The sequence below is a fragment of the Mycobacterium sp. genome (assembly GCF_044223235.1).
Taxonomy (GTDB): Bacteria; Actinomycetota; Actinomycetes; order Mycobacteriales; family Mycobacteriaceae; genus Mycobacterium.
In genome coordinates this window covers 388880-403171 of record NZ_JBGAME010000002.1, presented here as the reverse complement: position 1 = coordinate 403171, position 14292 = coordinate 388880, and the positions used below count along the sequence as shown (strand labels likewise).

The 14292-nt window shown below is 70.0% G+C and carries 13 protein-coding genes; 3 read left to right on the top strand and 10 right to left on the bottom strand.

What is annotated here, in order from left to right; genetic code table 11:
- The first annotated feature begins 77 nt into the window (after positions 1 to 77).
- Positions 78 to 1667, top strand: a complete 1590-nt coding sequence (locus tag ADBZ6K_RS04990; RefSeq protein WP_526344734.1) for an adenylate/guanylate cyclase domain-containing protein — start codon at positions 78 to 80, stop codon at positions 1665 to 1667.
- A gap of 5 nt (positions 1668 to 1672) precedes the next feature.
- Here ADBZ6K_RS04990 and topA read toward each other — a convergent pair whose 3' ends face one another.
- The 3 genes from topA to ADBZ6K_RS04975 all read right to left on the bottom strand — a co-directional run bounded on the left by topA (position 1673) and on the right by ADBZ6K_RS04975 (position 5646).
- Positions 1673 to 4486 carry a type I DNA topoisomerase gene (gene topA / locus ADBZ6K_RS04985; RefSeq protein WP_526344733.1) on the bottom strand — a complete coding sequence of 938 codons (2814 nt, stop codon included), beginning with the start codon at positions 4484 to 4486 and terminating at the stop codon, positions 1673 to 1675.
- A gap of 208 nt (positions 4487 to 4694) precedes the next feature.
- A complete protein-coding gene (locus ADBZ6K_RS04980; RefSeq protein ID WP_526344732.1) occupies positions 4695 to 5285 on the bottom strand; it encodes a hypothetical protein in 591 nt (196 codons plus the stop codon).
- Positions 5286 to 5442: 157 nt separating this feature from the next.
- Positions 5443 to 5646: a cold-shock protein gene (locus tag ADBZ6K_RS04975; RefSeq protein ID WP_011562175.1), complete on the bottom strand. Its 204-nt coding sequence runs from the start codon at positions 5644 to 5646 to the stop codon at positions 5443 to 5445.
- Positions 5647 to 5964: 318 nt separating this feature from the next.
- Between ADBZ6K_RS04975 and sftH the strand changes: the two genes are divergently transcribed.
- Entirely contained in the window at positions 5965 to 8307 is a 2343-nt protein-coding gene (gene sftH, locus ADBZ6K_RS04970; RefSeq protein WP_526344889.1) for a DNA 3'-5' helicase SftH, read from the top strand.
- A 266-nt stretch (positions 8308 to 8573) separates the two neighbouring features.
- Positions 8574 to 9728, top strand: a complete 1155-nt coding sequence (locus ADBZ6K_RS04965) for a PAS domain-containing protein (RefSeq protein ID WP_526344731.1) — start codon at positions 8574 to 8576, stop codon at positions 9726 to 9728.
- On the opposite strand, the gene ADBZ6K_RS04960 is transcribed toward ADBZ6K_RS04965, so the two are convergent.
- Genes ADBZ6K_RS04960 through ssd form a run of 7 tightly spaced genes read right to left on the bottom strand, consistent with a single transcriptional unit; the run spans position 9725 to position 14281 of the window.
- Entirely contained in the window at positions 9725 to 10060 is a 336-nt protein-coding gene (locus ADBZ6K_RS04960) for an Rv3654c family TadE-like protein (protein ID WP_526344730.1), read from the bottom strand. The two genes, ADBZ6K_RS04965 and ADBZ6K_RS04960, sit on opposite strands and share 4 nt — an antisense overlap.
- Before the next feature lie 7 nt (positions 10061 to 10067).
- Positions 10068 to 10373, bottom strand: a complete 306-nt coding sequence (locus ADBZ6K_RS04955) for a TadE family type IV pilus minor pilin (RefSeq protein WP_526344888.1) — start codon at positions 10371 to 10373, stop codon at positions 10068 to 10070.
- A gap of 53 nt (positions 10374 to 10426) precedes the next feature.
- The gene (locus tag ADBZ6K_RS04950) at positions 10427 to 10630 is read right to left on the bottom strand and encodes a DUF4244 domain-containing protein (RefSeq protein ID WP_526344729.1); all 204 of its coding nucleotides are present in this window, start codon (positions 10628 to 10630) and stop codon (positions 10427 to 10429) included.
- Positions 10631 to 10675: 45 nt separating this feature from the next.
- Positions 10676 to 11251, bottom strand: a complete 576-nt coding sequence (locus ADBZ6K_RS04945; protein ID WP_526344728.1) for a type II secretion system F family protein — start codon at positions 11249 to 11251, stop codon at positions 10676 to 10678.
- On the bottom strand, positions 11248 to 12033 hold the full coding sequence (locus tag ADBZ6K_RS04940) for a type II secretion system F family protein (protein ID WP_526344727.1): 786 nt from the start codon (positions 12031 to 12033) through the stop codon (positions 11248 to 11250). Before ADBZ6K_RS04940 ends, ADBZ6K_RS04945 begins: the two co-directional genes overlap by 4 nt.
- Positions 12030 to 13220, bottom strand: a complete 1191-nt coding sequence (locus tag ADBZ6K_RS04935) for a TadA family conjugal transfer-associated ATPase (RefSeq protein WP_526344726.1) — start codon at positions 13218 to 13220, stop codon at positions 12030 to 12032. The genes ADBZ6K_RS04940 and ADBZ6K_RS04935 overlap by 4 nt, the downstream gene beginning before the upstream one ends.
- Positions 13217 to 14281: a septum site-determining protein Ssd gene (ssd, locus tag ADBZ6K_RS04930; protein ID WP_526344725.1), complete on the bottom strand. Its 1065-nt coding sequence runs from the start codon at positions 14279 to 14281 to the stop codon at positions 13217 to 13219. The genes ADBZ6K_RS04935 and ssd overlap by 4 nt, the downstream gene beginning before the upstream one ends.
- Positions 14282 to 14292 lie beyond the last annotated feature (11 nt).

The following is a 14292-nucleotide window of genomic DNA, read 5'->3' as shown; positions in this document are numbered from 1 at the left end:
CCAACAGTAGTGGTCGGACCGACACAAACCGGCGTTCGTGGGTCGGCTAGGTCGACGCGGACCGATACGGTTAACAGGTGGCCGCGGAGGTGATACCGATCGGGCGAATCACCGGATTCGCCCGATGGGTGGCTCGTACCCCGTGGCCGGTGTTCACCCTGGGGATGCTGCAGGCCGACATCATCGGCGCACTGTTCGTGCTGGGTTTCCTTCGTTTCGGGCTTCCGCCGGAGGACCGGGTCCAGCTGCAGGACCTGCCGGGCTTCAACTTGGCGATCTTCGTCGGCTACCTCGTCGTATCGTTCTCCGTCGGGGCGTACCTGAGTCTCAAACTGCTCGTCCCGGTGATCCGCTGGCAACGCCGCGACACCCTGTTCGGTGAGGGCGACCCCGCGCTGACCGACCTGGCCCGGGTGCGCGCACTGAAGATGCCGTTCTACCGATCGGTCATCAGCGTCACCAACTGGTGCCTTGGCTCGGTGGTGTTCATCGTGGCCAGCTGGCCGGTGGCCAGCCGGTCGGCGCCGGTCGTCGCGGTCGCCGTAGGCCTCGGCGCGACGGCGACGGCGATCATCGGCTACCTGCAGTCCGAGCGGGTGCTGCGTCCGGTGGCGGTGGCCGCGCTGCGCAGCGGTGTGCCGGAGAACTTCCACGCGCCCGGTGTCATCCAGCGCCAGGTGCTCACCTGGGTGCTTTCCACCGGTGTGCCGGTGCTGGCCATCGTGCTCGCGCTGGTGGCCAGCAAGTTCGAGATCCTCACCGCTCCGGCGGACAAGCTCATCACACCGCTGCTGTTGTTGGCCGTCGCGGCGCTGATCATCGGGCTGGCCGGCACCGTGCTGGTGGCGATGTCGATCGCGGACCCGCTGCGCCAGCTGCGGTGGGCGCTTGGCGAGGTACAGCGCGGCAACTACAACGCGCACATGCAGATCTACGACGCCAGCGAGCTCGGCCTGCTGCAGGCCGGGTTCAACGACATGGTTCGCGACCTTTCCGAGCGGCAGCGGCTGCGTGACCTGTTCGGTCGCTACGTGGGCGAGGACGTCGCCCGCCGGGCGCTGGAACGCGGCACCGAGCTCGGCGGGCAGGAACGTGACGTCGCGGTGCTGTTCGTCGACCTGGTGGGCTCGACGCAGCTGGCCGCGACGATCGGGGCCGCCGACGTGGTCAGCCTGCTCAACGACTTCTTCCGCGTCGTCGTCGACACCGTCAACCGGCACGGCGGGTTCGTCAACAAGTTCCAGGGTGACGCCGCGCTGGCGATCTTCGGTGCCCCGATCGAGCATCCCGATGCGTGCGGCGCTGCCCTGGCGGCGTCGCGCGAACTGCACGACGAACTCATCAAGGTTCTCGGCCAGATCGACTTCGGCATCGGTGTTTCGGCCGGGCGGGCCATCGCCGGGCACATCGGGGCCAAGGCGCGGTTCGAGTACACCGTGATCGGCGACCCGGTGAACGAGGCCGCGCGCTTGACCGAGCTGGCCAAGGTCGAGGAGGGCCGCGTGCTGGCGTCGGCGATCGCTGTGGCCGGTGCGCTGGACGCCGAGGCGCTGCGATGGGATGTCGGCGAGACGGTGGAGTTGCGGGGGCGCACCGCCGCAACCATGCTGGCCCGCCCGGTCAATTTGCTGTTACCCAGCGAGGTCGCCAGCGACGTGCACGGCTAGGCCTTCTAGGTGGCCTTCTTCTTCGCGACGGCCTTCTTCGCGACGGCTTTCTTGGCGGGCCGTTTGGCGGGACCGCGGGCGCGGCGGTCGGCCAGTAGCTCCGACGCGCGCGCGTCGGTGATCGACAGCACGTCGTCGCCCTTGCGCAGGCTCGCGTTGGTCTCGCCGTCGGTGACGTAGGGCCCGAAGCGCCCGTCCTTGATGACCATCGGTTTGCCGCTGACCGGGTCGCTGCCCAGTTCGCGCAGCGGCGGCGTCGCGGCACCCTGGCGCCCACGGCGTTTCGGCTCGGCGTAGATCTTGAGCGCCTCGTCGAGCGTCACCGTGAACATCTGGTCCTCGGTGGCCAGCGAGCGGGAGTCGGTGCCGCGCTTGAGGTATGGGCCGTAGCGTCCGTTCTGCGCGGTGATCTCCTCGTCGGTGGTCGGATCGACGCCGACCAGCCTCGGCAGCGACAGCAGCTTGAGCGCATCCTCCAGTGTCACCGTCTCAAGATCCATTGAGCGAAGCAGGGATCCGGTGCGGGGCTTGGGGCCCGTCGGCTTCTTGCCCTTCTTGACGGCCGCCGCGTCGCCCGGGTCCTCCGGGGGTTCGGGCAGGATCTCGGTGACGTAGGGGCCGTATCGGCCGTCCTTGGCCACGATCTCGTGTCCGGTCTGTGGGTCCACCCCGAGCACGCGGCCCTCTTGCGGTGTGGCGAACAGCTTTTCGGCCAGGTCGAGGGTCAGTTCGTCCGGCGTCAGCGAGTCGTTGAGGTTGGCGCGCTGCGGTTTGAGTTCGCCGTCGGCGCTGTCGGGGTCGGCGACCATCCGCTCGAGGTACGGTCCGTTCTTACCGACCCGAACGTTGATGGCCCGGCCCTCGGCGTCATCGAAAAGCTTGATGGAGTTGACTTCTCGGGCGTCGATCCCCTCGAGGTTGACGCCGACCAGCTTCTTGAGGCCACCGGCGCGGGCGACCGAACCCTCCACACCGTGCTCGCCGCCGAAGTAGAAGTTGGACAGCCAGTTGGTCCGCCGCTCCTGACCCGACGCGATCTCGTCGAGCTCGTCTTCCATCGCGGCGGTGAAGTCGTAGTCGACCAGGCGGCCGAAGTGCTGCTCGAGCAGACCGGTGACGGCAAACGCCACCCACGACGGCACCAGCGCGCTGCCCTTCTTGTGTACGTAGCCGCGGTCCTGGATCGTCTTGATGATCGAGCTGTACGTCGACGGCCTGCCGATGCCGAGGTCTTCGAGCGCCTTGATCAGCGAGGCCTCGGTGTAGCGCGCGGGCGGCGAGGTGACGTGCCCGTCGGGGGTCAGCTCCCTGGCGTCCACGCGCTGGCCCTGGGTCAGATTGGGCAGCCTGCTCTCGGCGTCGTCGGACTCGCCGCCTGCGAGCTCGTCGATGCTCTCCACGTAGGCCTTCAGGAAGCCGGGGAAGGTGATGGTGCGACCGCTGGCGCCGAACACCACCTGCCGACCGTCGCTGGAGGCTCCGGTGCCCGATGTCGCCGCCGGGGCGGCTGCCGTGCCCGATGTCGCCGCCGGGGCGGCTCCGGCGATCCGCAGGGACAGCGTGGTCCCCCTGGCATCAGCCATCTGGGATGCCACCGTGCGCTGCCAGATCAGCTCATAGAGCCGGAACTCGTCGGTGTCGAGCTGGGCGTGCAGCTGCCCGGGGGTCTGGAACACGTCGCCCGCGGGGCGAATCGCCTCGTGGGCTTCCTGGGCGTTCTTCACCTTGCGGGTGTACTGCCGCGGCGACGGGTGCACGTACTCGTCCCCGTAGAGCTGGCGGGCCTGGTTGCGCGCAGCGTTGATCGCCGACTCCGACAGCGTCGTGGAGTCGGTGCGCATATACGTGATGTAGCCGTTCTCGTAGAGCCGCTGGGCGATGCTCATCGTGCGCTCCGAGCTGAACCGCAGTTTGCGGCCCGCCTCCTGCTGCAGTGTGGAGGTCATGAACGGCGCGTAGGGCTTGCGGGTATACGGCTTCTGCTCGACGGACGACACCGCCAGCTGCGCGCCGCGAAGGGCGCCGGCCAGCGCGCCCGCGGCGGCCTCGTCGAGGACGAGCACCTCGGCGGGCTTACGCACCTGGCCGAGCGAGTCGAAGTCGCGCCCGGTCGCCACGCGCAGCCCGTCGACGCTGAGCAGCTTGGCGCTGAAGGTCGGCGGGGAGGCCTGCGGGTCGGACACGCTGGCGTCAAGCTCGGCGGTGACGTCCCAGTACCCCGCACTGCGGAAGGCCATCCGTTCGCGTTCGCGCTGCACGATGATGCGGGTCGCCACCGACTGCACGCGGCCGGCCGACAGCTTCGGGGCGACCTTCTTCCACAGCACCGGGCTGACTTCGTAGCCGTACAGCCGGTCGAGGATGCGCCGCGTCTCCTGGGCGTCGACCAGATCATTGTCGAGGTCGCGCGGATGTTCGGCGGCGTTGCGGATGGCCGGCTCGGTGATCTCGTGGAACACCATCCGCTTGACGGGGACGCGCGGCTTCAGCGTCTCCAGCAGATGCCATGCGATGGCCTCACCCTCGCGGTCGCCGTCGGTGGCCAGATACAGCTCGTCGACGTTCTTGAGGAGGTCTTTCAGCTCACTGACGGTGGCCTTCTTGTCGGGGCTGATGATGTACAGCGGCTCGAAGTCGTGGTCGACGTTGACGCCCAGTCGGGCCCACGGTTCAGACTTGTACTTGGCGGGGACGTCGGCCGCGGCCCTGGGCAGGTCACGGATGTGCCCGCGGGACGACTCGACGATGTAGTTGCCACCCAGGTAGCTTGCGATTTTGCGCGCTTTGGTGGGCGACTCGACTATGACGAGTCGCCTCACTGAACCGTTCGCTCTGCGCGCAAGCGGCTCATCGCCTCCGTTTCGACGACTGCCGCGGTCACCTTCAGCCAACTGTGCCCTGCTCCACTTCCTATGCTGCCAGTCAGCGCCGGGCGCACCGCCTCAGCGGGTGACCCTACCCTGCCGGCAACAGACAATTTCGCATCCCCGGCCAGCCGACGCAAACCGACCCCCCCGTCGGCGGACCCTAGATTCGGGGCCACTGAGCCAACGCCTCGGCGTTGTCCGGAGGTTCCCCCAGCGTCTCTACCAGGCGTAATAGGCGCCGGCGGCCACTGATCCGTAACGCGGGCCGGGAGCCCCGTGTGCCGATCAAGGTGGGTGCGATCCCAACCCGCATCATCGCCGATGCGAGGGGGGCGTGGGTGTCGGGTGCGTGCGGATCGAGGCCGAGGAGGTACCGATCGGCCTCGGGTGTGCCTGCGGCCAGTGCCCACGCGCGTATCTCCCGCGGCCCGGGCAACCACTGAGGCGGCACCCTCTTGACGGCGCCGCGCGTCCAATCTGCGGCCATCGCCGTCAGCCGCGGGTCGACGGTGGTCCGCACCAGCGGTGAGCCCTCGTCGGTGCGGGTGATCTCGGGCTGCAGACCCGCCTCGGTGATCATCTCGGCGAGGGCTTCCGCGCGCCAGGTGTGGTCCACCACCACCGACAGCCGCGCCCCCTGTTCCTCCGCGGAGCTGACGAGCACGACCTGGCCGGGGCCGGCGAGCAGCCCGGTGAGATCGGCGACCGCGGGGGGCACCGATTCCGCCGAGAAGAACGACAGCTGGCTCACCACACGACAGTAAGCCAGCGCTGCCGGTCAGGGGTGCAGCCGGGCCGCGCGGCGGCGGCTACCCCACGCGGCCGACGGCGGGCGGCCGGGGCAGAAACGAAACACCCCCGCCCATTCGTCACCGAACGATGCGGGGGTGTTCGTCAGAGTGCATTGCTCAGATGGTGCGCACACCAGTGGCTTGCGGGCCCTTCGGGCTCTGGCCGACCTCGAACTCGACCTTCTGATTCTCCTCCAGGGTGCGGAAGCCGCTTCCCTGGATTTCCGTGTAGTGGACAAAGACGTCCGCGGAGCCGTCCTCGGGTGCGATGAACCCGAATCCCTTCTCCGCGTTGAACCACTTCACAGTTCCCTGTGGCATTTCTTGTTCTTTCCTTCTCTTATTACCGGGTGCGGTCCACCGTCTTTCGGTACACCGGGCCCGTTCCGACCGCCATACCTTCGTGGAGTCGCCGGAACTTGACCCGACCTACAACCCTCGCAGGAACCGCGATCGCAACGTCGATCCTGCGAGTGCAAGTACACGAACACAGAAGCTGCGACCGTGGTAAGTCAATCATGTTCGGGGCCCCGGCGACAGTCTCCGAGCAATCACGTGGTGAACAATTAACCTACGGGCGCGTGCTGGGGGTTGACCTGCGCGGTCGGGTGGGTTCCGGAAAGGTAGGCGGTGGCGAATCTGGGGTCGGATTTCGGCCGCGAACTGCTTGCCTTCGTGCTCGACGGCACCGCACCCGACGAGCGTCCGCTGCGGCATGTGGCCGACCTTCCGCCGCGGCAGGGCCGACCGCAGGGCTGGCCGCCGTGGGCCGAGCCAGATGTGGTGCAGGCGTTCATCGATCGCGGTATCGCGGTTCCGTGGTCGCATCAGTTCGCGGCGGCGCAGCTGGCGCACGACGGGCGCCACGTCGTGATCAGCACGGGGACGGCTTCGGGCAAGTCCCTTGCCTATCAACTTCCGATACTGTCGGCGCTGGCCCGCGACCGCCGCGCGCGAGCGCTGTATCTGTCCCCCACCAAGGCGTTGGGGCACGATCAACTGCGCAGCGCGCACGAACTCACCGACGCGGTGGACCGCCTGCGCGATGTCGCGCCGAGCAGTTACGACGGCGACAGCCCGGGCGAGGTACGACGATTCGCGCGGGAGCGCTCCCGCTGGATCTTCTCCAACCCCGACATGATCCACCTGTCGCTGCTGCGTAACCACGCCCGCTGGGCGATGTTCCTGCGCAATCTGCGATTCATCGTCATCGACGAATGTCATTACTACCGTGGTGTTTTCGGGTCGAATGTGGCGATGGTGCTGCGCAGGCTGCTGCGGCTGTGCACCCGCTACTCGGCCGCGCCGACGGTGGTGTTCGCCAGCGCGACGACCGCCGAACCGGCCGCCACCGCAGCGGAGTTGATCGGTCAGACCGTCGCCGAGGTGACCGAGGACGGCTCACCGCAGGGGGCGCGTACGGTCGCGCTGTGGGAGCCGGCGCTGCGGACCGATCTCGTCGGTGAAAACGGGGCTCCGGTACGCCGTTCCGCGGGGGCGGAAGCCGCGCGGGTGATGGCCGACCTGATCGCCGAGGGTGCCAGGACGCTGACGTTCGTCCGGTCGCGGCGCGGGGCGGAACTCACGGCGCTGGGAGCACGCGCCCGGCTGGCCGACGTCGCGCCCGACCTGGCGGAGCTGGTGGCGTCCTACCGCGCCGGCTATCTCGCCGAGGATCGGCGCGCGTTGGAGCGTGCCCTTGCCGACGGTGAACTGCGGGGCCTGGCCACCACGAATGCCCTTGAGCTGGGGGTGGACATCGCCGGGCTGGATGCCGTGGTGCTGGCAGGCTTCCCCGGAACGGTGGCATCCTTCTGGCAGCAGGCGGGCCGATCCGGACGACGAGGCCAAGGCGCATTGATCCTGTTGATCGCGCGGGACGACCCGCTCGACACGTATCTGGTACACCATCCCGCAGCTCTGCTGGACAAGCCGATCGAGCGGGTCGTGATCGATCCGACCAACCCGTATGTCCTTGGTCCGCAACTACTGTGCGCGGCGACCGAGTTGCCGCTGACGGATGCCGAGATGCGGCTGTGGAGCGCCGAGGCGGTCGCCGAATCGCTGGTCGACGACGGACTTCTGCGGAGGCGATCCAACGGCTATTTCCCGGCCCCCGGCCTCGATCCCCATCCCGCCGTCGACATTCGCGGCGCCGCCGGCGGTCAGATCGCCATCCTGGAGGCGGGGACCGGGCGGCTTCTGGGCAGCGCGGGCGCCGGGCAGGCCCCGTCATCGGTGCACCCCGGGGCCGTCTATCTGCATCAGGGCGAAACCTACGTCGTCGACGAGTTGGACTTCGAGGAGGGCGTGGCGTTCGTGCGCGCCTTCGATCCCGGCTATTCGACGTTCGCCCGCGAACTGACCGACATCGTCGTCACGGGTCCCGGTGAGCATGCGGCGTTCGGGCCGGTCACCGTGGGCCTGGTACCGGTGTCGGTCACCAACACGGTGGTCGGGTATCTGCGGCGGCGACCCGACGGCGAGGTGATCGATTTCGTCGAGCTCGACATGCCCGGCCGCACCCTAGACACCATGTCGGTGATGTGCACCATCACCCCAGAAGCCTTGCAGGACAACGGTATTGATCCACTACGCATTCCGGGTGCGCTGCATGCGGCCGAGCACGCCGCGATCGGCCTGCTGCCGTTGGTGGCCAGCTGCGACCGCGGCGACATCGGCGGGGTGTCGACGGCTGCGGGGCCGGGCCCCGGCGACCTGGCCGGGCTGCCGACCATTTTCGTCTACGACGGATACCCGGGCGGGGCGGGCTTCGCCGACCGGGGATTCCGCGAGATCGAGGCATGGTGGGGGGCCACCGCGGCGGCGATAGCGGCCTGCGAGTGCCCGAACGGCTGTCCGTCGTGCGTGCAGTCACCGAAATGCGGAAACGGCAATGATCCGTTGGACAAGTCCGGTGCACTGCGCGTGCTTCGCCTGGTTCTCGGGGAACTGGGCGACCGACGGCGTCAGGCGCCGTGATGCCGACCGACCCCTCGACGGTCCACTCCCACGGCTTACGACGCCTGACATCATTGCGCCGGTCACATTGACGATAGCCATGAACGGTCAGACAACGCGATCCGTTCCGATTGCCCGCAACCACGGGCAATCGAAAACTACCTCGTTAAAGCCGTGCGTGCAACCGTGCGGTGAGCTGTGACAATGCCGCAAGCGACGACGTCGTGCGGATTCCGCATTGCGGTTTGGAACCGTTGCTCGCGGGCGCCGACGGTAAAATCCTCATCATGACCCACGACTGGGTCCTCGTGGAGACACTGGGTGCCGAACCCGCCGTCGTAGCCAGAGGTCGTCAATCCAAGAATCTCGTTCCGGTCAGGACGTATCTTCGCAGGGATCCCAACCTGATGGCGATCCAGACAGCCATCGCAGAAACCGTGGCCGCCGGTCAGGGTCTGAGCAGCATCACGCCGAAAAGTGACCGCGTCATCCGCACCGAGGTGGTGCAGATGACGGACGGCCGGATCCACGGCGTTCATGTCTGGACCGGACCACCCGACGCCGACCCGCCCGAACGCCCCATTCCCGGACCCCTCAAATGGGATCTGACATCGGCTATCGCCACTGACACCCGCCAATCGCTGCTGAACAGCGGCGTGGGTGTCGACGAGGAACGGCCGCAGGGCAGGCCGCTGTTCGCCGCGCCCGCCGACGACGAGCCCGGCTCCGCCGCTGGCGGTATCGTCACAGCCGCTGCCGGCATCGGTTCCGGCGCGCCAACCGGGGTGGCGGCTCCGGCGTCCCGGCCGGCCGCAACGCCGGAGCCGGGTAAGACGTTCTGCGGCACATGGGATGTCACCGACTGCCGGGGGAATCCGATCACGGTCGGCTATGTCGCGCGGACCTTGGTGGAGGAACACGACGACGGCACCGACCACACCGTGTGCCGGGCGATGAACTGGCGCAGCGAACACAACGGACCGATGGTGCCGGTAGATCAGGTGGTCCAGCGGATCATCGACGGGCTGATGCAGTCAGGGGCGCACCGGGCACTCGTCGATACCGACGACTGGTCGCTGCTGAAGTGGCTGGACGCCCCTCCGGAGTTCCTCGACTGGCGCACCGAGGACTCGGGACTGTCCCTGGTCAATCCCGATGACGCCTTCCAGATCGCCCGGATGACCGTGGAGCTGGCCGACGGCGTCGCGACGGGAATCCTGCGACTGCGCACGATGGGCGGTGGCTGGACCCCGGTCCATGTCACGATCGACCGCGTCGAGCTCGAGTCGGACTCCTCCTCGGCCGGTCTGGTGTCGCTGCGGATGCCCACCCCGGACGAGCTGTCCGCCGCGGGACTCGAATCCGGGAGTGTCGCCACGGTCGAGAACCGCAGGTCCCCGCGGCGGGGCCGGGCCCGCAGGCGTAGATCTGGCGGCCGTTAACGAGACGCCTCCGTCGGCCCCGCGCGCGATGCGGCCCTGGCGGGTCCCAGGCCCCAGATCCCGACCGCGGTGTCGGCGTGCACAGTGACGATCACGTCGAGCCCGTCGACCTCGCAGCCGGTGACGACGGTCCTCACCGCCGCGGCAACGGCTGCGGCGTGGGCACATGCCGCAGCGGCGCCCTCAGCGACCCGCCCCGCACCGGCCAGCGCGGCAAGGTCGGCGGCGGACTGGGCGCGGTGCCGTCCGATCATCGCGGCCCCGATCGCCGCCGTACCGACGGTGACCGCCACCAGGACGGCGATCGCCGTCGCACCGATCAGACTGGCCATCCCGCAGTCACCGGCCCGCCGGCTCCGCAGCCGACACCGACTCGGCTGCGATCGTGAGCCCGGGTAACACCGGAAACCGCGCCGACACCGTCGCCACCACGAACCCGCCGTCGCGGCGCAACCGCAGCACCGCCCCCGGGGGTGCGATCTGCTGCGCCGCCCGCCCCGCCGCCACTTCGTCCCCGCGGGCGGAGAGCCGCGCCGCCTCACGCGCGGCATCGACGCACCGGAGTTGCATCGATGCGGCGGTCAGGCCCGCCAGGCACAGCGTGAGCATCATGGCCAGCGCCGCGGCGGCGAAGGCGGCCTCCACCGTGACGGTGCCGCCATCTGCTACTGCGCTCGACACCCATCGGCGGACCGCAGCTAGAAGTTGGTGTTGAGCGCGCGGCTGATGATGTTGGTCAGCGCGCTGACGATCGAATCGCCGGTGACGACCGTGTACAGGACGGCGCCGAACGCCGCTGCCGCGACCGTCCCTATTGCGTACTCGACCGTCGACATCCCGGCATCGTCGGCCACCAGCTTCGACATCCGCGCCCGCATCCGCCGAATTGCCTTGCCCACCATCTGCTTTCCTCCTCTGGGATGATCGCGGACCATCCGCGACGGATCTCACAGCACACCCGAGCGCAGGACATCTCCTGCGAGTCCTGCGACGACCGGCACGATGCCGAGGCACAGGAACGCGGGCAGATAGCACAGCCCGAGCGGTCCGGCGATGAGCACCGACGCACGTTCGGCCGCCGCTGTGGCCGCATCACGCGCGTCATGGCGTGCCTGCGCCGCCAGGTCGGTGACGCCCTGGGCGAGCGCCGCACCCGAGGTCGCCGACCGGCGCGCCAGCCGCATCAGACCCTCGGCCTGGCCACCGGCCGGGGGGCCCGAATCGGACCAGGCCGTTGCCGGGTCAGCGCCCAGGGCAAGTAGATGCGCCGCGCGGCGCAGCACCCGCGCCAGCCCGGGCGGCGCATACGGCGCCGTTGCCGCCGCGGCCGCGGGTACCGCCATCCCCGCAGCCAGGCACGCCGCCAGCACGTCGAAGGTCGATGCCATTGCCAGCGGATCATGCTGCACGACGACGGTTTTGGGCTCTCCTGCACGCGTGTCGCCACGTGCTTCCAGCCGCGTACGCGCCGGCTGCCCGGCCGCCAGCAACGCCGCAGCGAGCAGTAGCGGCACCCAACTCATGTCATCACCCCCGCCGTGAGTCGGTCCGACCAGAGCAGCCCGGCGCACGCGAGCAGCACACCGACGACGAGCAGCCCTCCCCCGAGGCCGCCAGACAGCAGGAACCGCAGCGGATGGGCTCCGATGAGCTCCCCCATCCCGATCCCCAACAGCGGCAGCCCGGCCAGCACCGCGGCCGTCGCACGCGCTCCGGACAGTCCCGCACCGACCTGGGCGGTGAACCGCTCACGTTCGACGATGTCGCGGTGCGCCATGCCGATGAGCGTCGCGATTGCCAGGCCGTGGCCCTGGGCGAGCTCCCAGCACGCGGCGACGCGCGCCCAGTGTGCCGAAAGCGGTGATCCCGCCGCGACGCTGCGCAGACCCGACACGACGTCGGCGCCGAGGCGGGCCCTGGCAGCGACCGCGCGCAGGCCCGCCGATACCGGGCCGTCGGTCTCGCCCGCCGCCACGTCGAATGCGGCGACCGGGTGCGCACCGACCCGCAGCTCACCCACCAGGACCTCGAGAGCCGCCTGCAACTGCGCACCCTCGCGCACCCGGCGCATCCGGCGCTGGCGGGCGCAGCGCCGCCGGACGGTGGTTGCCGCCGCGGCAGCCAGCGCGATGACGGCCGTCGGCGGGGCGACGGCGACGATCGCGACGGCCCCCGCACACACACCGAATGCGAGGACGGCCCGCCCGCGCAGGCGAGGATCGGGCCGGGCCGTCGCCAGCCTGCTGCGGGGCGGCGACGGCGCCACCAGCAGCGCGAGGGCCAGCGCCACGGCCGCGCCGCTCATCGTCGACCCCGCAGGGCGATCAGGTCACGCAGGCGCGCCGCCCCGCAACCGGGACCGGTATCGGCATGCCATGCCGTGACGACGCCGACACCCCCGCCGATACCCCCGTCGGCGCCTCCGTCGGCGTTGCGCCGCAGCAGCGCAATCTCGTCGAGTCGGCGGTTGCCCGCACGATCGCGCGCGACGTGAAGCAAGACCTGCACCGCCGCGCCCAGCTGACTGTGCAGGGCGGCGCGGTCCAGGCCGCCCGGCGCCGCGAGAGCTTCCATCCGAGCGGGCACCTCCGCGGGGTTGTTGGCGTGCACGGTGCCCGCACCGCCGTCGTGACCGGTGTTCAGCGCGGCCAGCAGATCGACCACCTCGGCGCCGCGTACCTCGCCGACGACGATCCGGTCGGGCCGCATGCGCAGGGCCTGACGGACCAGGTCTCGCACGGTCACCTCGCCGGCGCCCTCGACGTTGGCGCCCCGTGCGACCAGCCGGATCAGGTGCGGATGGGCAGGCGCGAGTTCGGCGGCATCCTCCACGCAGACGATGCGTTCGGTGGCCGGCACGGCGGCGAGCAACGCGGCAAGCAGCGTGGTCTTCCCGGCGCCGGTGCCACCAGAGATCAGGAAGGCCAGCCGGGCGTCGATGATCGACTGGAGCACGGCTGCCGCCTCGGCGTCCACGGCGCCCGCCGCGACCAGCGCGGTCAGATCCTGTGTCGCGGGCCGCAGCACCCGCAACGACAGGCACGTGCCCGCGGCGGCAATCGGCGGCAACACGGCATGCAGCCGGACGGTGAACTCGCCGCCGCCGACGCCGGTCAGCTGCCCGTCGACCCACGGCTGGGCCTCGTCGAGCCGGCGTCCTGCGCTCAGAGCCAGCCGCTGCGCGAGGCGCCGCACGGCCGCCTCGTCGGCGAAGCGCACGGAACTCCTGCGCAGCCCATTGCCGTCGTCGACCCACACCGCATCGGGTGCGGTAACGAGCACATCGGTGGTCGCCGACCCGCAGAGCAGCGGTTCTAGGATGCCCGCCCCCGTCAGCTCCGTCTGCAACACCCGAAGGTTGCGCAGCACTTCGGTGTCGCCGAGGACCCCGCCGGACTCGGCACGAATCGCGGCCGCGACGACGTTGGGTAGCAGTGGCGACGATTCGGCCGCCAGGCGTTCGCGCACGCGGTCGATCAGCGACGCGCTCACGCCGCCTCCGCCACCGGATGCTGGGCCAGTACCGTCAGGACCCGCCGCGCGGCGACCGCCAGCGGCGACCGCCGCCGCAACCGCAGGCCCTGGTGTTCGAGGACGTCGGCCACGCCGGGTTGCGGGCGCATCCCCGCGAGCAACGGCACCCCGACGATCCGTTCGACATCCGCCGAGCGAAGGCCGCCCGGGGCCGGTCCACGCACCACGAGGCCGACGTTGGGGTTCATCGCCGCCAGCCAAGGCGCCACCGCCGCGGCCGCCGCGCAGGAACGCAGATCCGCCGGCGTCATCAGGACCACGAGATCGGCGGCGTCGAGCGCGGTTTCGACCGCCGCGGCGGCACGCCGGGGTAGGTCGCACACCACCGTCGCGCCGCCGCGCGATCCCGCGTCGACCACCGCGGCCAGCGCTTGCGGGTCGATGTCCGCAGCGGTCCTGCCGGCGGACAACACGCTGATCCCGCGGCACCGCGGCAACGCATCCTGCAGCGCCGGATAGCTCAACCGTCCGCCGCGCAGCGCGAGGTCCGGCCACCGAAGGCCCGGTTCGGCCTCACCGCCGAGCAGCAGATCGATACCTCCGCTCCACGGATCGGAGTCGACCAGCAATGCATTGGGCGCCGTGATCGCCAGCGCGGCCGAGAACAGGGACGCACCGCCACCGCCTCTGCCCGCGATGACCGCCACCACCGCGCCTCTGCGCCGAGCCTCTCGCCGGGATTCCGCCGCGTCGGCCAGTTGACCTACCAGGTCGGCTTCCTGCCCTGGCAGGGCCAGGACTTGTTGGGCCCCAACCGAAATCGCGACCTGCCAGTCGGCTGCGTCGGGCGCGGCGTTGCCCACCAGAATGACCCGCCCGCGGCGGGGTAGCTCCAGGTCCGCGCACCGGCGCGCCGCCGCCGCGTCGAGTAACACCGCGGTGGCCGCCATCCACACCGAGCGACTCGACGGTGTGGGTGCGTACACGACGGGCACGCCCGCGGCCGCGGCCACCCTGTCGACGTCATTGCGAAGCGACTGATCTTCCAGCAGCGCCAGCACCCCGTTGGTTGCGGTCATTGGCCCAGCCT

What these genes read in the sequence shown, in the direction of transcription:
- ADBZ6K_RS04950 (WP_526344729.1), bottom strand. Translation starts at nt 10,630, where the DNA reads ATGGTGGGCAAGGCAATTCGGCGGATGCGGGCGCGGATGTCGAAGCTG.
- ADBZ6K_RS04940 (WP_526344727.1), bottom strand. Translation starts at nt 12,033, where the DNA reads ATGAGCGGCGCGGCCGTGGCGCTGGCCCTCGCGCTGCTGGTGGCGCCG.
- ADBZ6K_RS04960 (WP_526344730.1), bottom strand. Translation starts at nt 10,060, where the DNA reads ATGGCCAGTCTGATCGGTGCGACGGCGATCGCCGTCCTGGTGGCGGTC.
- ADBZ6K_RS04975 (WP_011562175.1), bottom strand. Translation starts at nt 5,646, where the DNA reads ATGCCACAGGGAACTGTGAAGTGGTTCAACGCGGAGAAGGGATTCGGG.
- ssd (WP_526344725.1), bottom strand. Translation starts at nt 14,281, where the DNA reads ATGACCGCAACCAACGGGGTGCTGGCGCTGCTGGAAGATCAGTCGCTT.
- ADBZ6K_RS04965 (WP_526344731.1), top strand. Translation starts at nt 8,574, where the DNA reads ATGACCCACGACTGGGTCCTCGTGGAGACACTGGGTGCCGAACCCGCC.
- ADBZ6K_RS04945 (WP_526344728.1), bottom strand. Translation starts at nt 11,251, where the DNA reads ATGAGTTGGGTGCCGCTACTGCTCGCTGCGGCGTTGCTGGCGGCCGGG.